The sequence below is a fragment of the Sphingomonas sp. HDW15A genome (genome assembly GCF_011301715.1).
Taxonomy (GTDB): Bacteria; Pseudomonadota; Alphaproteobacteria; order Sphingomonadales; family Sphingomonadaceae; genus Sphingomicrobium.
Window position 1 is genome coordinate 468,121 of record NZ_CP049870.1, and the last position, 17,933, is coordinate 486,053.

General features: G+C 63.3%; 20 protein-coding genes, 1 tRNA gene and 1 pseudogene. 16 read left to right on the forward strand and 6 right to left on the reverse strand.

Annotation, left to right across the window (positions count from 1 at the left end):
* Window positions 1-22 precede the first annotated feature (22 nt).
* The 6 genes and pseudogenes from radA to G7076_RS02500 all read left to right on the forward strand — a co-directional run.
* Window positions 23-1,387 carry a DNA repair protein RadA gene (gene radA, locus G7076_RS02480; RefSeq protein WP_166200145.1) on the forward strand — a complete coding sequence of 455 codons (1,365 nt, stop codon included), beginning with the start codon at window positions 23-25 and terminating at the stop codon, window positions 1,385-1,387.
* A gap of 43 nt (window positions 1,388-1,430) precedes the next feature.
* Complete coding sequence (locus G7076_RS02485; protein WP_166200147.1) at window positions 1,431-1,949, forward strand: CvpA family protein; 519 nt, start codon at window positions 1,431-1,433, stop codon at window positions 1,947-1,949.
* Window positions 1,946-3,103, forward strand: a complete 1,158-nt coding sequence (gene cysS, locus G7076_RS02490) for a cysteine--tRNA ligase (protein WP_240913839.1) — start codon at window positions 1,946-1,948, stop codon at window positions 3,101-3,103. Before G7076_RS02485 ends, cysS begins: the two co-directional genes overlap by 4 nt.
* A complete protein-coding gene (locus G7076_RS12320; protein WP_240913840.1) occupies window positions 3,084-3,254 on the forward strand; it encodes a hypothetical protein in 171 nt (56 codons plus the stop codon). The genes cysS and G7076_RS12320 overlap by 20 nt, the downstream gene beginning before the upstream one ends.
* Complete coding sequence (locus G7076_RS02495) at window positions 3,239-3,679, forward strand: iron-sulfur cluster assembly scaffold protein (RefSeq protein ID WP_240913841.1); 441 nt, start codon at window positions 3,239-3,241, stop codon at window positions 3,677-3,679. Before G7076_RS12320 ends, G7076_RS02495 begins: the two co-directional genes overlap by 16 nt.
* 71 nt (window positions 3,680-3,750) lie before the next feature.
* Window positions 3,751-5,453, forward strand: a pseudogene (locus G7076_RS02500) (monovalent cation:proton antiporter-2 (CPA2) family protein); the annotation flags it as partial.
* A 54-nt stretch (window positions 5,454-5,507) separates the two neighbouring features.
* On the opposite strand, the gene G7076_RS02505 reads toward G7076_RS02500, so the two are convergent.
* A complete protein-coding gene (locus G7076_RS02505) occupies window positions 5,508-6,569 on the reverse strand; it encodes a 3-dehydroquinate synthase family protein (protein ID WP_166203283.1) in 1,062 nt (353 codons plus the stop codon).
* Complete coding sequence (locus G7076_RS02510) at window positions 6,566-7,105, reverse strand: shikimate kinase (protein ID WP_346774098.1); 540 nt, start codon at window positions 7,103-7,105, stop codon at window positions 6,566-6,568. Before G7076_RS02510 ends, G7076_RS02505 begins: the two co-directional genes overlap by 4 nt.
* Before the next feature lie 73 nt (window positions 7,106-7,178).
* Between G7076_RS02510 and G7076_RS12645 the strand changes: the two genes are divergently transcribed.
* The 5 genes from G7076_RS12645 to G7076_RS02530 all read left to right on the forward strand — a co-directional run bounded on the left by G7076_RS12645 (window position 7,179) and on the right by G7076_RS02530 (window position 12,495).
* Window positions 7,179-7,313: a hypothetical protein gene (locus G7076_RS12645; RefSeq protein WP_277343926.1), complete on the forward strand. Its 135-nt coding sequence runs from the start codon at window positions 7,179-7,181 to the stop codon at window positions 7,311-7,313.
* 10 nt (window positions 7,314-7,323) lie between these two features.
* Window positions 7,324-9,093 carry a hypothetical protein gene (locus tag G7076_RS02515; RefSeq protein WP_166200149.1) on the forward strand — a complete coding sequence of 590 codons (1,770 nt, stop codon included), beginning with the start codon at window positions 7,324-7,326 and terminating at the stop codon, window positions 9,091-9,093.
* 38 nt (window positions 9,094-9,131) lie between these two features.
* The gene (locus tag G7076_RS02520) at window positions 9,132-9,974 is read left to right on the forward strand and encodes a tyrosine-type recombinase/integrase (RefSeq protein WP_240913945.1); all 843 of its coding nucleotides are present in this window, start codon (window positions 9,132-9,134) and stop codon (window positions 9,972-9,974) included.
* Between the two features lie 36 nt (window positions 9,975-10,010).
* A complete protein-coding gene (locus tag G7076_RS02525; RefSeq protein ID WP_166200153.1) occupies window positions 10,011-10,955 on the forward strand; it encodes an acetyl-CoA carboxylase carboxyltransferase subunit alpha in 945 nt (314 codons plus the stop codon).
* A gap of 70 nt (window positions 10,956-11,025) precedes the next feature.
* The gene (locus tag G7076_RS02530; RefSeq protein ID WP_166200155.1) at window positions 11,026-12,495 is read left to right on the forward strand and encodes a M48 family metalloprotease; all 1,470 of its coding nucleotides are present in this window, start codon (window positions 11,026-11,028) and stop codon (window positions 12,493-12,495) included.
* Window positions 12,496-12,547: 52 nt separating this feature from the next.
* Here the strand turns inward: G7076_RS02530 and G7076_RS02535 are convergent, their stop codons facing one another.
* Complete coding sequence (locus G7076_RS02535; RefSeq protein ID WP_240913842.1) at window positions 12,548-12,730, reverse strand: Flp family type IVb pilin; 183 nt, start codon at window positions 12,728-12,730, stop codon at window positions 12,548-12,550.
* Window positions 12,731-12,814: 84 nt separating this feature from the next.
* Window positions 12,815-13,534: a hypothetical protein gene (locus G7076_RS02540; protein ID WP_166200157.1), complete on the reverse strand. Its 720-nt coding sequence runs from the start codon at window positions 13,532-13,534 to the stop codon at window positions 12,815-12,817.
* Window positions 13,535-13,809: 275 nt separating this feature from the next.
* On the opposite strand from G7076_RS02540, the gene grxC reads away from it, so the two are divergent.
* The 5 genes from grxC to G7076_RS02565 all read left to right on the forward strand — a co-directional run bounded on the left by grxC (window position 13,810) and on the right by G7076_RS02565 (window position 16,922).
* A complete protein-coding gene (gene grxC, locus G7076_RS02545; RefSeq protein WP_166200159.1) occupies window positions 13,810-14,067 on the forward strand; it encodes a glutaredoxin 3 in 258 nt (85 codons plus the stop codon).
* Window positions 14,067-14,894 carry a carbon-nitrogen hydrolase family protein gene (locus G7076_RS02550; RefSeq protein ID WP_166200162.1) on the forward strand — a complete coding sequence of 276 codons (828 nt, stop codon included), beginning with the start codon at window positions 14,067-14,069 and terminating at the stop codon, window positions 14,892-14,894. Before grxC ends, G7076_RS02550 begins: the two co-directional genes overlap by 1 nt.
* Before the next feature lie 36 nt (window positions 14,895-14,930).
* A tRNA-Arg gene (locus G7076_RS02555) sits at window positions 14,931-15,007 on the forward strand.
* 18 nt (window positions 15,008-15,025) lie between these two features.
* Window positions 15,026-15,637 carry a GTP cyclohydrolase I FolE gene (folE, locus tag G7076_RS02560; RefSeq protein WP_166203289.1) on the forward strand — a complete coding sequence of 204 codons (612 nt, stop codon included), beginning with the start codon at window positions 15,026-15,028 and terminating at the stop codon, window positions 15,635-15,637.
* Between the two features lie 52 nt (window positions 15,638-15,689).
* Window positions 15,690-16,922, forward strand: coding sequence for an FAD/NAD(P)-binding protein (locus tag G7076_RS02565; protein ID WP_240913946.1), 1,233 nt, complete (start codon window positions 15,690-15,692; stop codon window positions 16,920-16,922).
* A 7-nt stretch (window positions 16,923-16,929) separates the two neighbouring features.
* On the opposite strand, the gene G7076_RS02570 is transcribed toward G7076_RS02565, so the two are convergent.
* Window positions 16,930-17,088 (reverse strand): hypothetical protein, encoded by a 159-nt coding sequence (locus G7076_RS02570; protein WP_166200164.1) that lies wholly within the window; start codon window positions 17,086-17,088, stop codon window positions 16,930-16,932.
* Window positions 17,089-17,379: 291 nt separating this feature from the next.
* Window positions 17,380-17,565: a hypothetical protein gene (locus G7076_RS02575; protein WP_166199290.1), complete on the reverse strand. Its 186-nt coding sequence runs from the start codon at window positions 17,563-17,565 to the stop codon at window positions 17,380-17,382.
* Window positions 17,566-17,933: the final 368 nt, after the last annotated feature.

A 17,933-nucleotide genomic window follows, 5' to 3' on the forward strand; every position in this document is an offset into this window, starting at 1 on the left:
CCAGTGCTAGACGAGGGCGACAATGGCCAAATCAAAGTCCCGTTTTGTTTGCCAGTCCTGTGGCTCGATCACCTCGCGCTGGCAAGGCCAGTGCGGGGACTGCGGCGATTGGAATAGCCTTGTCCAGGAAGTCGCGGCCGCATCGACGGTATTCGCCGCGAAGCATGATCTGTCGGCGGGCGGCCGAGTCATCGCGCTCAGCGCGCTGGATCGTGACGTCGACCTCCCTGAGCGCTTGCAAACCGGCATCGCCGAGTTCGACCGGGCGGTCGGGGGTGGTCTCGTTGCCGGCTCGGCTGTCTTGATCGGAGGCGATCCCGGGATCGGCAAATCCACGCTGTTGCTCCAGGCGGCCGCGCGGATGGCGAAGAATGGTCGCCGGATCGTCTACATCTCCGGAGAGGAAGCCGCCAACCAGGTTCGCCTGCGAGCACGCCGGTTGGGGCTTGGCGATGCGCCGGTCGAAATCGCCTCCGCTACGAACGTGCGTGATATCCTGACCACGCTTGGCGACGGCGATGCGCCGGCACTGCTAGTCATCGATTCCATCCAGACCATGCATAGCGACCTGATCGAGGGCGCGCCGGGGACGGTCAGCCAGGTTCGTTCCTCGGCGCAAGAGCTAATACGTTTCGCCAAGGAGCGGGAGAGCGTTCTTGTCCTTGTCGGCCACGTCACCAAAGACGGGAGCATCGCCGGGCCACGCGTGCTCGAGCATATGGTCGACACCGTGCTTAGCTTCGAAGGCGAGCGCAGCCATCAGTACCGGATTCTTCGTGCGATCAAGAACCGCTTCGGCGGGACCGACGAGATCGGCGTCTTCGCGATGGAGGGCGCCGGCCTGACCGAAGTCGCCAATCCGTCCTCGCTGTTCCTGACGCATCGCGACGAAGCGGTCAGCGGAACGGCGATCTTCCCGACCCTCGAAGGGACGCGACCATTGCTGGTCGAGATTCAGGCGCTGACTGTTCGCTTGGCAAGCGGCGCGACGCCCCGTCGTTCGGCCGTAGGTTGGGACAGCGGCCGTCTGGCGATGATCCTTGCCGTACTTGAGGCGCGCTGCGGCCTCTCGTTCGCGGCAGTCGAGGTATATCTCAATGTCGCGGGCGGCTATCGGCTTAGCGACCCGGCCGCCGACCTTGCGGTCGCTGCGGCGCTGGTCTCGGCTCTGTCAGAAAGGCCGATACCGACAGATGCCGTCATAATGGGGGAAATCGCCCTGTCCGGCGAGGTCCGGCCGGTCGCCCATTCGAACCTTAGGCTCAAGGAAGCGGCCAAGCTCGGTTTCGGCCGTGCCTGGGTTCCAGTCGGTTTCAAGGCCGAATCGATCGCTGCGGCGAGCTTCGCCAATCTTCGCGCTTTGGTCGACCATATCCTGGGCCGCTAGGGACTGGCGCGGGGATTGATCGCGCGCTAGCGCTCCAGTCGGTATGACCGGCCTCGACATCTTCGTTATCCTGTTGCTTGGCGGCGGCGCTCTGGTGGGTTTCGTCCGGGGCTTCGCGCAGGAGGTGTTGTCCCTCCTGGCCTGGGTGGTGGGGATCGTCGCCCTCAAGATGTTTCATGCACCGGTTGCGGAAAGCCTGCTAGGACCGGTCGGAAGCGAAGCCGGTGCTGCCGCCGTCGCTTTCGGTCTCGTTTTTCTTCCGACCTACCTGGCCTTCAAGATTTTCGCGCGCGCGGTTGGCGGGAAGGCCCGGCGCTCGATGCTTGGGCCAGTCGATCGTATCCTCGGCGGCGGGTTCGGGATGCTCAAGGGCCTCATCGGCGCGACGCTGTTCTTCCTTCTCGCCCACTTCGCGATCGATATCGTTCATGGGCCGGATTCGAAGCGGCCGGAATGGATGGTCAGTTCTCGCACCTATCCGCTGCTTAATGCCAGCAGCGAAGCCATCGTCGGCTGGGTCGAAGAGCGCCGGCGTCCAAGGATCGAGGCCCAGGGCGAATGATCCGCCTTCACGACACGCTCGGGCGGGAGAAGCGCGATTTTGTTCCCGCCGACCCGAACCGCATTACGATGTATGTGTGCGGGCCGACGGTTTATGGCCGCGCGCATATCGGCAATGCGCGCCCCGCCGTGGTGTTCGACCTGCTCCGCCGAGTATTCGAACACGCCTATCCCGATGCCGAAGTCGTCTACGCCCGCAACGTCACTGACGTTGATGACAAGATCATCGCTGCGGCGGAAGCGGAAGGCGTCGATCCCTCGGTGATCACTGAGCGCTTCGAGCGTCACTATCTTGAGGACATGGGCGCGCTCGGCGTGAATCGGCCGACCGTTGCGCCACACGCGACCCGCGAGATCGGTCCAATGATCGCCATGATCGAGATCCTGATCGCAAAGGGCCATGCATATGAAGCGGAGGGCCACGTGCTGTTCTCCGTCCCGAGCGACCCCGATTATGGCGCCTTGTCACGGCGCGATCGCGAACAGATGATCGCAGGGGCCCGGGTCGAGGTCGCACCTTACAAGCGCGACCCAGCCGACTTCGTGCTGTGGAAGCCCTCGCCAGAAAATGTCGTTGGCTGGGGCAGCCCATGGGGTCGCGGGCGGCCGGGCTGGCACATCGAATGCTCGGCAATGATCCGCGCGCATCTCGGCGAGACAATCGACATTCATGGCGGCGGACTCGACCTCATCTTCCCGCATCACGAGAATGAAATCGCGCAGAGCCGCTGCGCGCATGGCGGCGCGCCCCTCGCCCGCTATTGGGTTCACAATGGCTTCGTCGACATGGGCGCGGAGAAGATGTCCAAGTCCTTGGGCAACATTGTCACGCCGGGGGAGCTTCTTGCTGCGGGCCACAAGGGGAGGTTCTTCGGCTTGCCCTGTTGTCGGCGCACTACCGCCAACCGCTGCCATGGACAGAAACACTGCTCGGTCAAAGCAAGGCCATCCTCGACGGACTCTACCGGAAGGCCAGCGATGCCGAGGCGGGCGAAATCGACAAAACCGTCCTCGATGCGCTCTATGACGATCTCAATACGCCTTTGGCCGTTTCGCGCCTCGGCCAGATTGCTGATGCCTCCACGCTGGTGGCGACGGCCAACTTTCTTGGGCTATTGCATGATAGCGAAGAGGCTTGGTTCCGTGGGGCGGTGACGGGTCGAAGGTCGATGCTCGCATCGAAGAGCGCAACGCGGCGAAGAAAGCGCGCGATTTCGCCACCGCCGACCGCATCCGCGACGAATTGAAGGCCGAGGGCATTTTGCTTGAGGACGGGCCGGGAGGAACGACATGGCGGCGGGCCTGAGCTTGCGCGAGCCGCCATACACCCGCGACATCCTGCGTCTCGCGGCGGCCATCCCATACCAGCAGGATTTTGCGTCCATGGAGGACGGCGTTGAACGCCGCTCGCGGACGTGCGGAAGCCGAGTCCGGGTTGCCATCAGGCTCGATGACCAGGGCCGGGTCGTCAACCTCGTCCAAGCGGTCGAAGCTTGCGCTTACGGCCAAGCTGCGGCGGCGCTCATGGGCGCCCGCGCCATTGGCCGCGACCTGGCGGAAGCCGAGTCCGACCGCGACTCGCTTAAACGCTGGCTCAAGGACGGAGCGGTTCCGGAAGGCTGGCCCGAGCTTGCTGCGCTCGAACCGGCGCTCCAGCGCACCAGCCGCCACGGCGCGATCCTGCTGCCGTTCGAGGCACTCGCCGCCGCAATCGCCGAGGCTGCCGCATGAGCTTCGTGGCACTGCTTCCCGCTGCCGCGGCGACGGTCGCTGCCGAGGAAGCGGCGCGGACCACCGCCACCATGCTTGAATATGGCGCGATCATGCTCGGCACGGCGCTGCTGTTCGTGACCGTGTTTCGAAAGCTCGGCCTCGGTGCGACTCTTGGCTACATCGTCGGGGGAATCGTCATCGGCCCGCAGGTGCTCGCGCTTGTGACCGAGCCCGAGCGGCTGTCGGCCATCTCCGAAATCGGCATCGCGCTGCTTCTTTTCATCGTCGGACTCGAACTCAACCCGAGCCGGCTGTGGCGGCTCAGGAACGACATTTTCGGACTCGGCCTTGCCCAGGTGGTGATCTGCGGCCTGGCGATCAGCCTTTTCGTTTTCTGGGCGCTCGGCGTATCGCCGGCGGCGGCGCTAGCCATCGGCTTGCCGCTAGCCCTCTCCTCGACCGCGCAGGTTCTGCCGATGCTCCGGGCGGAGGGCCTACTCAATACACCCCGGGGCGAACGTGCCTTCTCGATCCTGCTTTTTCAGGACCTTTCGATCGTACCCTTGATCACGATCGTGGCCGCCATGTCGCGCGCGCCGCCCGATCCGAGCGATCCCAGCGGCTGGACGCTGGCCCTTTACACGGTAGCGGCGATCGTCGGTTTGGTGCTCGCCGGACGTTACCTGATAAGCCCTATGTTCCGCCTCATCGGCCGTATCGGGGAGCAGGAATTCTTCATCGTTGCCGGCCTGTTCACGGTATTTGCCGCGGCTGCCCTTATGCACATGCTCGGCCTGTCGGTGGCGCTGGGCGCGTTCATCGCCGGCGTGATGCTGGCCGAATCGCCGTACCGGCACGAGATCGAGAGCGATGTCGAGCCCTTCCGCTCGATCCTCCTCGGCCTCTTCTTCCTGTCCGTTGGCATGCTCCTCGATATCCGGACGATTTTTTCCCAGCCGGTGTTCGTGATTTCGATCGCGCTCGCTGTGATCGTCATCAAGGGGGTAATCATCGCAGCTTTGGCGCGCGTTTTCGGCAATGACTGGCGGCGCTCCGTTCGGCTTGGCCTGCTGCTCAGCCAGGCGGGCGAATTCGGCTTCGTCCTCTTCGCACAAGCGACGGCGGCGCAGCTGATCCTTCCCGAGGCAGCCTCGCTACTTGGCGCTGTCATCACGCTGTCGATGGTCACCACGCCACTGCTGATGCGCCTGACCGACTGGCTCGACCGGCGCGAGGAGTTTCGCGACGATCTGGAAGGCCCGGAAAGTTCGCCCGACACGCCGGCGATCGTCGTCGGCTACGGCCGCTTCGGACAGACGGTTGCACAAATGATGATGGCCAAGCGCATTCCAGTGACCTTGATCGACAAAGAAGCGAAGATGATCGAACGGGCCGGAGAGTTCGGCACCAAGGTCTATTATGGTGATGGTACCCGGGTGGACCTGCTGAAGACCGCCGGGGCGGATAACGCCCGGCTGATTGCATTCTGCAACGATAACAAGGACGGGGGCTCAACCGCGCATCCCTGTCCGCAGTTCTAGAGGCCTTCCCGCAGGCGTCAGTCATGGTTCGCGCTTACGACCGCGTGCATCTGATGGAGCTGGACCGGCTAGACCTCGCCTATGCCGGCCGGGAAATGTTCGAGAGTGCGATCGGCATGGGTCGCGCTGCGCTGAGGTTGATCGGCCTGAAGGGCGAGGAGATCGAGCGAGTCGATCAGGAATATCGCAGCCGGGACTGCGAGCGATTGGAGCGGCAGAGCGCGACCGGCGACCTTCACGCCGGTCAGGACCGAAGTTTCGCGCCCGACCGGCCGCTGCTCGATGAGGAACCCCGGTACGGACCACTAGAGAACGGAGAGGAAGTGTCGAAGAGCGGAACTATCGAGCGCGCGGCTGACGAAGGCCCGGCCGATCCCGTGCACAAGAACGAGGACTAGTTCGTCTCCGACGTTCTTCTTGTCGTGAATCATCCAGTCGAAAAGTGCAGGTCCCCGAACGCCCGCATGGTCAAGGCGGGTCGGCAGCCCAACCGACGATAGATGCGCGGCCACCCGGTCGACGTCCGTCTCAGGGCACAGACCGGTGAAGGCCGAGAAACGGAAGGCGAGGACGAGGCCGATCGCAACGGCTTCTCCATGGAGCAACCCGCCGAGCCCGACGGCGGCCTCTATCGCGTGCGCGAAGCTGTGACCTAGGTTAAGAAGCGTCCGGGTGCCGCCGCGATCGAGATAATCGCCCCGGACCATCCGGGCCTTGGAAGCGAGGCAATGGCGGACAGCGTGCATGCGTGCTTCGCGATCGCCGGCGATCAGCGCTTTTCCGTGGCGCTCGCACCAGGCGAAAAAAGCGGGGTCGCCGATCAGGCCGTATTTGACCACCTCAGCATAGCCAGCACTCATCTGGCGCTGGTCTAGCGTGTCGAGCAATGACGGGTCGGCGACGATCAATACCGGGCTGTGGAACGTTCCCGCGATATTCTTGATTCCCCCGGAATCGATGGCTGTCTTGCCTCCGAGCCCGCTGTCGACTTGCGCGAGAAGCGTGGTGGGGATCTGGATCACCGGCGTGCCGCGCTTGAAGAGAGAGGCGGCGAGGCCGGTGACGTCCCCAACCGAACCCCCCCCAACGCAACAATAGGCGTACCGCGCGCAATCCCTCTCATGGCCAACTCGTCGATAATCCGGGCCAGTACCGGCCAGGTCTTCGCCTCCTCGCCGCGCGGGACGAGGATCGGCGGGCGATCGGCAATTTCGGCGAGGCTCTGACCGTGCAGGCCGTGTACGTAGGGATCGCTGACTACGGGGACCGGGGCTCCGTTCGCGATTTCGGCAATCGCGTCGAGCGCGGAGCGGATATCGCCGACGATCAGCCTTTCCTTTTTGCCGGCTTCGCGATTCATGGTTCAGCTGTCGAGGTGCTGTTCGACCGCGGCGATGATCCGCTCGACCACGTCGTTATGCCCACCGCGGCTGCTTTTGACGCGAATATGGGCTTCCGCATAGGAATCCCGCCGCTCTTGGGCGAGCCGCTCGAGCGTCGCCTTGGGGTCCGCCGTTCGGAGAAGCGGCCGCGTATCCCGGCGAGCGGTGCGTTCGCTAAGTACGTCTACGGGCGCGTCCAGCCAAACTGTGATTGCCCGAGAATTCAGCAACTCCCGGGTACGGGGATCGATGAACGCACCGCCGCCAGTGGCGATCACGCCGACCGTTCCGTCGATCAGCCGCGCGACAAGACGGCGTTCGCCGTCGCGAAAGTCACGTTCCCCATAGCGCTCGAACACTTCGGCAGCGGAAAAACCGGACGCATCCTCGATAGCCGAATCGCTGTCGACGAAGGGCAGTCCCAAACGTCTGGCCAGACGCCGCCCGACCGTCGACTTGCCGGCACCCATGAGGCCAACAAGGACGATCGGTCGATCGAGACGCTCGGACAGCTTTTCCACGAAGCGGGGCTATACATTGGGTTCAATGGTCGGGCAAAAGGCAGTGGACCGTTGAATCGAACTCGGGAATTCCATGCCAAGAGCTATCGTCGTATTGTTCGTCCTTCTGCTTCTGCTCGTCGGGCTGCTCTATCTCCTGTCGTCGAGCGTCGACGAGGTGCCGCAGACCGTTATCGAAGAGAATGTCATCGCCAATGCGGGCAATTAAGCGGCTTTCAGTGGCTGGAGTGATTGCTGCGGTGGGTATTTCCGCTGCGGTCCTCGCTCAGGACAACCCGCAATCGATCCTTCCGCCCGGCTTCAATGAGCAAGTTCCAGCCGCAGCCACGAATACGACGATTGCCGGCCCCACAACCTCTCAACCTTCCCAGTCGACCCGATCCGAATCCGGCTCGGTTGTCGTTTCCTCGCTGTCCGAGCTGACAGCTGAAGAGCAAGAGCTGGCCCTGCTGGAGCCAGTCCCGCAGATCGAATTGCCGGCCGGTTCGGAACGTGACCCCAGGCTGGCTGGGCCGATCCCGGCCGGCGAAGCTGGTTTCGGTGAGACGATGTGGGGCGGATCCAGCGGCAAGTTCCTATCGCGTTTGATGCGTTCGAACGAGACACCGCTGGCTTCCCGCTGGGGCCACATCCTTCTTCGCAATGCCTTGTTGACGGCCGCACCGGCGCCATCGGACGTGCATCCGGCGGATTGGGCCGCCGAACGGGCGTGGCTGCTCCTGCGAATGGGCGAGGCGGATGGCGCAAGGCTACTGGTGTCCGGCGTCGACGTCGCGGATTTCTCGCCGAAAATGTTCCAGGTCGCGGCGCAAAGCGCTCTCGCCAACGGCGATCCCTCGGCGTTATGTCCTCTTCAGGACGGACTTGAAAAGGTCGAGCGCAAGATCCTCCCGCTGGTTCGGGCCATGTGCGCCTCACTCTCCGGTAGTAACGAGGTCGCCGCATCCGACATCGATAGCGCGAGGCGCCGGGGATCATTCCAGCCAATCGACCTCGCTCTCGCCGACAAGGTTGTCGGCGCCGGCGCTGACACATCACGTTCATCGACGGTCGAGTGGGAGCCGGTTGATCAGCTCAATATCTGGCGGTTCGGGCTGGCTACGGCAACGGGCGCAGTCCCGCCGGAACGCCTCATGGGCCGGGCCCCGCCGCGGATGCTGGCATGGCAGGCGCGGTCGCCGATCATCTCGCCGGAGGCGAAGCTGGCCGCGGCGCGTGTCGCGACCGGCCTTGGCGTCTTCTCCTCGCAGGCGCTCATCGATCTCTATTCCCTGATTTACGACACGACCGACGCCAGCGATCTGGGGGAGACGGACGCTTGGCAATACCGCTTGGCAATGGTCGGCCGGGATCAGGAGGAGAGAGTCGGCGCCATTCGCAAGCTGCTCCAATCGGCGAAAACCCCGCTCGAGAAGGAAGCGACCCGCGCCGCCCTCGCTAGGGCCGCGAGCCGCATCGTTCCGAATTCGGATCTCCAGGATATCGCGCCTGACCTCATCGCTGCGATGCTCGCTGGCGGGTATGACCGCGAGGCGCAAAAATGGGCCTCGGTCATTGACGACATGGATGACGAACAGGGCGACCGCTGCTGGGCAATGCTAGCTCTCGGGGCGCCGGACTTCCGCGTAGGCGGCGGCGACCTGGCCGGTTTCATCGGCAATGACGAGAGCCCGGGACGGCAGCGCAGCGCATTACTCGTCGCCGGCCTTGCTGGCATTGGACGGATCAGCGCTGCGGAAGCCGGACGGCTCAACAAGCGCTACGGATTCGGCCTGGGCCGCTCCAACGAGTGGACCCGGATGATCGACGGAGCTTCCAGCCGCGGACAGTCGGGAACGGTCGCGATCCTCGCCGGCACCGGACTACAGGCCGACGACTTCAATTCAGTGCCGGCACTGCATGTCTACCATTTGGTCACCGCACTAAATCGTAACGGTCAGCAGTTTGCGGCCCGGATGATCGCCGCCGAGGCGCTGGCGAGAACGTGACCGGTGAAGACGGGGCGCTGGTCGACCGCTTCCTCGACATGCTCGCGTCCGAAGCCGGAGCGTCGCAAAATACGCTGTACGCTTATCGCAACGATCTCGCTGCGGCAGCCTCCGGCCTTTCGCGCGGCCTCGCTAATGCCTCCGCGGAGGATTTAGCGACCCTCGCTCCGGAATGGCGTAACCTCGCCAATTCGACAGTTGCACGCCGTTTGGCAGCGCTGAGGCGATTCTTCGACTTCCTCCAGGACGACGGAATTCGCACCGACAACCCGGCAGCGTCGCTTGCCCGCCCGCGGATCGAGCGCCCGCTTCCCCGGATTCTCGACAGCGACGAAGTGTTGGCTTTATTCAGAGTGGCCGAGGACAAAGCCGCAAGTGGAGAGCCAATGGCGCTTCGCAACCTGACTCTGCTCGAGTTGCTTTACGGGTCGGGGCTTCGCGCGACGGAACTCGTTTCCCTGCCGCGTTTGGCCGTGCGGCCTGGGCAGCCGTTCCTGATCATTCGCGGCAAGGGATCGAAAGAACGGTTCGTCCCTGTCTCCACCCGCGCTGCCGCGGCTGTCGCGCGCTGGAGCGAAGTGCTCGGCGGCGATTCGAAGTGGCTTTTTCCAAGCCGGACCAAGCATCTCAGCCGGGTCAGGCTGTTCCAGATCCTACGCTCGCTCGCTGCCGAAGCCGGTCTGGCCCCCGAGCGCGTCAGCCCGCACGTGCTTCGCCACGCGTTCGCGACGCACCTCCTCGCGGGCGGTGCCGACCTCAGGGCCCTCCAGACGCTGCTTGGCCATGCCGACATCGGCACCACGCAGATCTATACCCATGTAGACAGCGACCGGCTGGTTAGGCTGGTTAACGAACGCCACCCCCTCGCGCGCCTGCGTTGACGAGCAAGGCGGGTGCCCTTAGGCGGCGAGCCTGTCATGAAGACCTACTTGGAATTCGAAAAGCCGATTGCGGACCTGGAAACCCGGGTGGCGGAACTGCGCAAGACGGCGAGTAGTGGCTCGCTCGACATCGACCCGGAAATCGCGAGGCTCGAATCCAAGGCAAGCAAGCTCCTCAAGGACACATATTCTCGGCTTACGCCGTGGCAGAAGGCGCAAGTCGCTCGTCACCCGGACCGGCCTCATTTCAAGGATTTCTCAGCCAGCCTCGCGGATGATTTCATGCCGCTCGCGGGCGACCGCGCCTTCGGCGACGACCAGGCCATCATCGGCGGGCTTGCACGGATCGGCGGTCGCAAGGTGATGCTGATCGGGCATGAGAAGGGGGACGACACGGCATCCCGGCTCAAGCATAATTTCGGCATGGCCAAGCCGGAGGGGTATCGCAAGGCTATCCGCCTGATGCAGCTCGCCGACCGCTTCGGCCTACCGGTCGTGACCCTGGTTGACACGTCCGGCGCTTTTCCGGGCGTTCAGGCGGAGGAGCGCGGTCAGGCCGAGGCAATTGCCAGATCCACCGAGCAGTGTTTGGCGCTAAACGTTCCGCTGATCGCCGTGATCACCGGTGAGGGCGGTTCCGGCGGAGCGATCGCGCTTGCTGCGGCGAATCGCGTGCTGATGCTTGAGCATTCCGTCTATTCTGTGATCTCGCCGGAAGGTTGTGCATCGATCCTGTGGCGGACCGCGGACAAGGCGGCAGATGCCGCCGAGGCGATGCGGATCGCCGCCAGCGACCTGAAGAGCCTCGGGGTCATCGACCGGATTGTCGAGGAGCCGCTCGGTGGCGCTCATCGCGATCGCGAAGCCGCGATCGAATCGCTTCGCAACGCCATCAGCGAAGAGCTGGCGCGCTACGAGGGCATGACTGCTCCCGAAATCATTGCCGAACGCCGCGCCAAGTTCCTCGCAATCGGCGACTGACAAACCGGAACCAGGGCAAGGCCAAACCCGTTCAGCGGAGCGAAAAACAGCACCGCGTACGGAAGGTACTATGCGCCGCCATCTCATCACGCTCGCAGCGAGCGCCTCCATCCTCGTTCCTGCCGCCGCACTGGCGCAGTCGCGCTATCTCAATCAAAGGGACGTTGCTGAAGCGCAGCGCCAGCATGCTGAGCTCATCGAGGAGTTCGGCGGTACGGAAACCGGGCCGAGAGCCAATTATGTGGCCAGTGTGGGGAGACGCATCGCGGACCGCTCCGGGATCGCCAATGGCGGCAATGCCTTTCGCTACACTGCACTCAACAGCGCGGTCGAGAACGCCTTCGCTGTCCCGGGTGGTTACATCTACATCACGCGCCAGTTGATGACCCTTCTCGATGACGAAGCGGAACTGGCTTTCGTCCTCGGACATGAAACCGGTCACGTCGCAGCCAACCATGCGCAGGCGCGGCAATCCGCGGCACGGCGCAACTCCGTTCTCGGTATACTCGGGGCAATCCTTGGAAGCGTCGTGGGCGGCGATGCCTTTGGCGGACTGATCAGCCAGAGCGCGATGCGTTACGCGCAGCTTTCCACTCTGAGCTTCTCGCGAGAACAGGAATATCAGGCCGACACCTTGGGGACGCGCTACATCACTGCCGCCGGATACGATCCATTGGCGGGCACGCGCGTGCTTGCGGCCCTGACACGCTCCAGCGCCCTGGAAACGCGTCTCCAGGGACGTGAGAACCGCTCGTTGCCGGAGTGGGCGAGTACCCATCCGCTCAGCGAGAACCGACTGCAGCGCGCGCTCGCCGAAGCCCGCCGAGGGACCGTGGCCGGGCAGGGCTTGCGCAACCGCGACCAGTATCTGAGCGTCCTTGAGGGCGTTTACGTCGACGACGACCCCGCGCAGGGCATTATCGACGGGCAGACGTTCACTCACCCCGATTTGCGTCTGCAGTTTGCGGTTCCGACGGGTTACCTGATGCAGAACGGCACGAGCGCGGTCACGATTTCAGGCTCTTCAGGCCAAGCGCAATTCAGCGGCGGACGATATTCTGGTTCGCTGGAACAGTATATTTCGCAGGTCGTCGCCGCTTTGACCGGCGGGCAACGGCAGGTACCGATGGCGCCTCCACGCCAGACGATGATCAACGGCATCCCCGCGATGTACAGCGTGGGCCGGGCGAACACGTCTTCTGGTGCTCTTGATGTCAGCGTGATGGCCTATCGCTGGAATCCGGACACCGTTTACCACTTCGTCATGCTGACCAGTGCGGGCCAGGGGATTGGGCAGTTCACGCCAATGGTGAACTCGCTCCGCCGGATCAGTCAGCAGGAAAGCGCCTCCATCCGGCCGCGGATCCTTGACGTAGTGACGGTGCAGCGCGGCGACACGGTCCAGTCGCTCAGCCGGCAGATGGCCTATCGCAATTTCCAGGTCGAGCGTTTCCTGGCGCTGAATGGACTGCAGCCGAATGCAGCACTCGTGCCGGGCAGCAAGGTCAAGCTGGTCGTTTACGGAACGCGGCGCGCCTGACCCGAGGGTCCTTAGTTTCGAGCGGGTCCGTCTATCCAGGCCGGACCAGTCACTACATGTTGTTCGAAACCTCGTTGCCGAGCTTGCCCCACATGCCATTAGCGCCGCCGCCAAGCGTCCGCAGGCCGCCCATCATGGCAATCACGATCAGCGCCGCAATGAGCCCATATTCGATGGCTGTTGCTCCGCGACGGTCACGCCCGAGCATGCGCAATGTCTTCCGGATAGCGTGCACGCCACCCTCCTCTGGTCTTGGTCCACGGAGACGAAATTAAATGCCGGTGGTTAAGAAACCTTGCGCGGAGCAGGTTAACGCACACTAGACCGTCATTTTCGCGATCCCGGAAAAATGAAGGATTTCGAACCTTTCCTCGACCCTCTCCCCGCTGGAAAAGAGATTGCGCGCATCCCGGTAAACGCCCCGATCGAGCGCGGGGATGGCACCTGCGAGGCTGTTCGTGCAGCCCATGGAGCGTAGGTCGCGGACGATGCTGTCCAATCCGCTGTAGCGGACGTCGAAGCTATCGACGTCGACCACCACGTCGGTGAAGCCCGCGCCGCTGAGCATCTCGCTCAAAGTCGCCGCATCGAGCATGGCATGGAAACGTTGCGCTGCCCGACCGCTGGCGCGCTCCGCATCGAGGAAAGCACGCCTCATCCTCGGCAGGCTGCCGCTGCCGATCGAAGCCCCTATAAGCCTTCCGCCCGGACGCAGCGCATGTCGCGTGATGAATGCCGCAATCGCAGGATCGTCGGCGTAATCGAGGACCCCGACTGCCAGGACGAGGTCGGCGCATCCCGGCTCAAGTGAGGATAGTGCAAGACTTACAACGGACGCCGCACCAGGAACAACCGGCCCGTCCTCTTGCTTGCCGGGACCTTCGAGAATCACGAGGTCGCCAACTGGGCCGGGCAGGAATTGCAGTCGGTCAAGGCAATCTTCAATCGCGCGCCGGTAGAGAAAATCATCACTGCCCAATCGCTTGGCTCGGGACTGCTTGGCGCAAAGGCGACGTGGATCGAGTTTGACGCGAGTCATGGCCGCGCTTGTGCGCAACCGAATGACGGGCAACAAGAGGTGATGAACGTCCTTGAGCGCGATATTCCACGATGCTGCCTTTTTGGCGATCGACTTCGCTCACCCGCCACGCTGCGGCGGCCGCGGAATCTCCTGCGGTTTTGAGCAAGCCGGAGGTATGCGCCAAAGCATTGTAGGGTCGGGCGCAAGGCAGGCGGATCTATTATGTTCCGCGCGTGTGGTGTGGTCATCACTGCTCGTGCGTTGGTGGGCCAGGCTGTATTAATGGAGCTGTGATGGCGGACGTGGAAATCTATACCCGGGCAACCTGCGGCTATTGCATGCGGGCCAAGCGACTGCTTGCGATGCGCAATGTCGACTATCGGGAAATTCCGATCGATAGCGATCCGCAGGCCCGGATGGCGATGATCGCGCGCGCCAACGGCCGCTCGACCGTTCCGCAGATTTTCATCAATGGCCAACATGTCGGGGGTTGCGACGATCTTTTCGAACTCGAGCAGGACGGCAAGCTCGCGGGAATGCTGGACGCCTGATGGTTCGGATTGCGCTTTACCAGTCGCGAACTGGCATCGATCCGGAGGCGAGTGCCGGTGCGTTGGCTTCCGCGGTTGAGGAAGCCGCGAGCGGTGGTGCGGCCATGCTCTTCACGCCGGAAATGTCGGGTGTGCTTGATGGCAATCGCGATCGCGTGGCTCGAAATGTCCGGGCGGAAGCGGACGACCGGGTTCTCGCGACCGTCGGCGAGGCCGCGCTGAGGCATGGTATCTGGGTTCACCTCGGCTCCCTCGCGCTCCGCGACGAAGGTGGCGAGAAACTCGTCAATCGCGGTTTCGTCATTGACGACCGTGGCGAGATACGGGGCCGCTACGACAAGATCCACTTGTTCGACGTCGATTTGCCGACAGGCGAAAGCTGGCGAGAATCGGCCAGCTATCGCGGCGGCAAATCATCGGTTGTCGTCCGAGGGACTCCGGTGGGCGATCTTGGCCTCGCCATCTGTTACGACCTGCGCTTCCCCGCCCTATTCGAACGACTGTCGGAAGCTGGCGCGCAAGTGATTTCCGTACCCGCCGCTTTCACGGTTCCAACGGGTATGGCTCATTGGCACACATTACTGAGGGCGCGGGCGATCGAGGCGGGGCTGTTCGTCATCGCCGCAGCGCAATGCGGAGAGCATGCAGATGGCCGCCGGACGTTCGGGCACAGCCTGGTCGTCGACCCTTGGGGTGAGGTGCTCGCCGATGGTGGCGAGAGGAACGGACTGATCTTTGCCGAGCTCGATCTCGCGCGCATCGAGGAAGTGCGTTCGCGGATCCCGGTGTTGTCCCACCGCCGCGCGATTGGTCCGGTTGTGAATTGATTTGGGCAGGGGCGGCCTCTATCTCACCGCCGCAACGGCTCCGTAGCTCAGCAGGATAGAGCAATGGTTTCCTAAACCAGAGGTCGCAGGTTCGAATCCTGCCGGGGCCACCAGGAAGGCGCATGAAAACAATGACTTGCAGCCCGGACGATGGAGATCTTGTAAGCCCGCAGCCGGATATCGCGGTTCCCGAAGAGGTGGCCGACGCGGTTCGCACGTTGATCCGCTGGGCGGGTGACGATCCGGAACGCGAAGGCCTACTTGATACGCCGAAGCGGGTAGCAAAGGCATGGCGGGAATATGCCAGCGGCTATCGTGAGGACCCCTGTGTCCACCTGTCGCGGACCTTCGAGGAAGTGGGCGGGTACGACGAGATCGTCCTGCTGAAGGACATCCCATTCCAGAGTCATTGCGAGCATCATTTAGCGCCGATCATCGGCAAGGCGGCGATCGCTTATCTGCCAAGCAACAAAGTGGTCGGCATCAGCAAATTGGCTCGGGTGCTGCACGGCTTTGCGAGGCGTCTCCAGGTCCAGGAGCGGCTGACCGCCGAGGTCGCGGACTGCATATGGAAGCATCTGGAACCCAAGGGCGTGGCAGTTGTGATCGAGGCGAGCCATGCCTGCATGACCGCGCGTGGAGTGAAAACTCCAGGTGTGATGATGACGACGAGCCGGATGATGGGGACGTTCCGCAAGGACGAACGAAGCCGCCGCGAAGTGCTCGCGCTGATGGGCTACTAAGATCATTTCAAGTCCCGTTGCGATAATCGGCGCCGGCTTTTCCGGGACGCTGCTGGCGCTTCAGCTCGCGAGGCGCGGTGTGAAGCCGCTGCTGATCGACCGCGCCGAAGCGTGGGGCCGGGGAATTGCCTATTCGACGGGCGACCCCGCGCACTTGCTGAACGTTCCGGCAATGAAGATGAGCGCCTGGCCGGACGCTCCGAAGGATTTTGCCGAAACCGCGAACCTGCCCGAAGGCGCTTTCGCGGAGCGCCGCGCCTATGGCGATTATTTGCGCGTGCAGTTGGAGCAGGCAGTCGCGGACGGAACAGTAGCAGTCGCCGACGCGTATGCGGTTTCAGCGGCTCGAAGCGATAACGGCTGGCGGATCGCGCTCAACGACGGCCGCGGGATGCAGGCAGAGCAAATAGTGCTTGCGACGGGCAACGGCAGTCCGCACGCCGTCGAAATCCCCGGCTGGCCGGAAGATGACATGGTCCAGGATCCATGGAGCGCCGAGACCCAGGCGCGCCTGGCCTGCGCGGCGAAGGAGAATTGGCCGATCCTGCTGATCGGCGCAGGGCTGACAATGGTCGACCTGGTGCTGACGCTCGACCGGATGGGACATGGTGGGCCTGTCACCGCGGTTTCGCGCCGGGGACTCGTCCCGTGCGCTCATCAAACGCCTTCGATCCCATTGCCGGCACCAGAGCTGGAGGAAATTCCCGAGCGCTTGTCTCATATTGTGCGATGGCTGAGGGCGCGGGGAGCACATGGCAATTGGCGGGCGGCAATCGACAGCCTTCGTCCCGCGACTCAGGCGCTTTGGGCGAGCTGGCCGACGGAGCGCAAGGCCCGCTTCCTTCGTCACGCCCGGCCATGGTGGGACGTCCATCGCCATCGGATCGCACCGCAAGCGGCGGCGATCATCGATCGCTGGAGCAGCGAGGGCCGGCTGAAAGTGATCGCTGGGCGAATCCGCGAAGGTGCAAGCGGCAAGGTGACAATCGGTCTCAGAAATGGCGGACTGGCGACGATCGCGACGATGCTGGCGATCAACTGCACCGGTCCCAATGAGCGGATCACCGAGTCCGGGAACAGGCTGCTGCGGCAAATGCTGGACGACGGGCTGATAGCGCCGGGCCCGCTGGATCTCGGCGTTCGAGCCGACGACGACTCCAGGGCCGGCGAGAACCTGTGGGCGCTGGGGCCGATGACCAAGGGCGAATGGTGGGAAATCACGGCAGTCCCAGACATCCGGGTGCAGGTCGAAAAGGTGGCGGCTGCCATCGCCGCCTGCATCTAGGGAAGCGCTAGGCCGCGGAAACTTCCGAATCGTCGAAGCCGGTCATCCGCCTCTCGATTTCCTGAATCACTTCGTCGGTGGCTTGCTTGATGACGATTTCCCCGGACTCAATGGCGTCGAGAATTTCACGGAGCCTGTCGTGTTCGTCGGCGGGTGTTCGAGTCATAAATGCTCTCACGCAAGATCAAGCGGGAGCATGACTAAATTACTCTCAGTCGCCGGCGTGCTCAGAAGGAAAGTCCGACGATGGGAGCATCGTATACGAATGCACAGCGAAAAGATACGCTTCCGGCACGATCAGGCGATTAGAGGAACGCGGGGTCGAACGGGTTGGATTGGAGCGTGGGGACGGGTGCGCGCCGAGATGCGACGACCGAGTGAGCTTGCCGGGCTCCGCGCGCAAAAGTGCCTCCGATAATGCGCGTGGGGTCCGCGGCTTCATTGCGCTTTCTTGAATTCACGGGGTGTCCACTTCGGGTGGAACACATTTCGCGTCGTCGCTCTTCGCCTGTGCCGCGTCGATAGCAGCAAGCAGGTCTTCGAAGCCGGAGGAGTTTTCCACCGGCCACAAACGCGTAAAGGCATCGCCCAATCGGGATAGGTCGTCGTCCGTGAGCAAGCCGATCGCAACAATGCGATCCATGGCCAAATCGTTTCCCCTAGCTCCGGTTAAACGAACGGGCGCGCGGCAAGTGCCGGTGTCGGCCTAAGAATGTCCGGGAAAAGCATGTCTGGAACGCCTTCATGGCCCGGTCGTTTTGATCTTTGGGTGCGACTTCCTCCGCCGCGTAGAATGGCAGCATCCCGGTAAGTCGGGCCTCTTTCTTCGCGTTCTAGCCCCCTGTACGCCCGGGAAGAGGCCCGACCCGCCATTCGTCTTCATATTCCATTCCACTAATCGAAGGTCGTTGACGGCCGGCGTCGCGACCCAGCGACAATCGACTCCGCCGGGCAGCGTTTGCCCGATGTCCCGAAAACCTCGGAAACGATGAGTCGATTGCGCCTGGCATT

What these genes read in the sequence shown, in the direction of transcription:
- radA (WP_166200145.1), top strand. Translation starts at nt 23, where the DNA reads ATGGCCAAATCAAAGTCCCGTTTTGTTTGCCAGTCCTGTGGCTCGATC.
- G7076_RS02485 (WP_166200147.1), top strand. Translation starts at nt 1,431, where the DNA reads ATGACCGGCCTCGACATCTTCGTTATCCTGTTGCTTGGCGGCGGCGCT.
- cysS (WP_240913839.1), top strand. Translation starts at nt 1,946, where the DNA reads ATGATCCGCCTTCACGACACGCTCGGGCGGGAGAAGCGCGATTTTGTT.
- G7076_RS02495 (WP_240913841.1), top strand. Translation starts at nt 3,239, where the DNA reads ATGGCGGCGGGCCTGAGCTTGCGCGAGCCGCCATACACCCGCGACATC.
- G7076_RS12645 (WP_277343926.1), top strand. Translation starts at nt 7,179, where the DNA reads ATGCCAAGAGCTATCGTCGTATTGTTCGTCCTTCTGCTTCTGCTCGTC.
- G7076_RS02520 (WP_240913945.1), top strand. Translation starts at nt 9,132, where the DNA reads ATGCTCGCGTCCGAAGCCGGAGCGTCGCAAAATACGCTGTACGCTTAT.
- G7076_RS02525 (WP_166200153.1), top strand. Translation starts at nt 10,011, where the DNA reads ATGAAGACCTACTTGGAATTCGAAAAGCCGATTGCGGACCTGGAAACC.
- G7076_RS02530 (WP_166200155.1), top strand. Translation starts at nt 11,026, where the DNA reads ATGCGCCGCCATCTCATCACGCTCGCAGCGAGCGCCTCCATCCTCGTT.
- G7076_RS02540 (WP_166200157.1), bottom strand. Translation starts at nt 13,534, where the DNA reads ATGACTCGCGTCAAACTCGATCCACGTCGCCTTTGCGCCAAGCAGTCC.
- grxC (WP_166200159.1), top strand. Translation starts at nt 13,810, where the DNA reads ATGGCGGACGTGGAAATCTATACCCGGGCAACCTGCGGCTATTGCATG.
- G7076_RS02550 (WP_166200162.1), top strand. Translation starts at nt 14,067, where the DNA reads ATGGTTCGGATTGCGCTTTACCAGTCGCGAACTGGCATCGATCCGGAG.
- folE (WP_166203289.1), top strand. Translation starts at nt 15,026, where the DNA reads ATGACTTGCAGCCCGGACGATGGAGATCTTGTAAGCCCGCAGCCGGAT.
- G7076_RS02570 (WP_166200164.1), bottom strand. Translation starts at nt 17,088, where the DNA reads ATGACTCGAACACCCGCCGACGAACACGACAGGCTCCGTGAAATTCTC.
- G7076_RS02575 (WP_166199290.1), bottom strand. Translation starts at nt 17,565, where the DNA reads ATGGATCGCATTGTTGCGATCGGCTTGCTCACGGACGACGACCTATCC.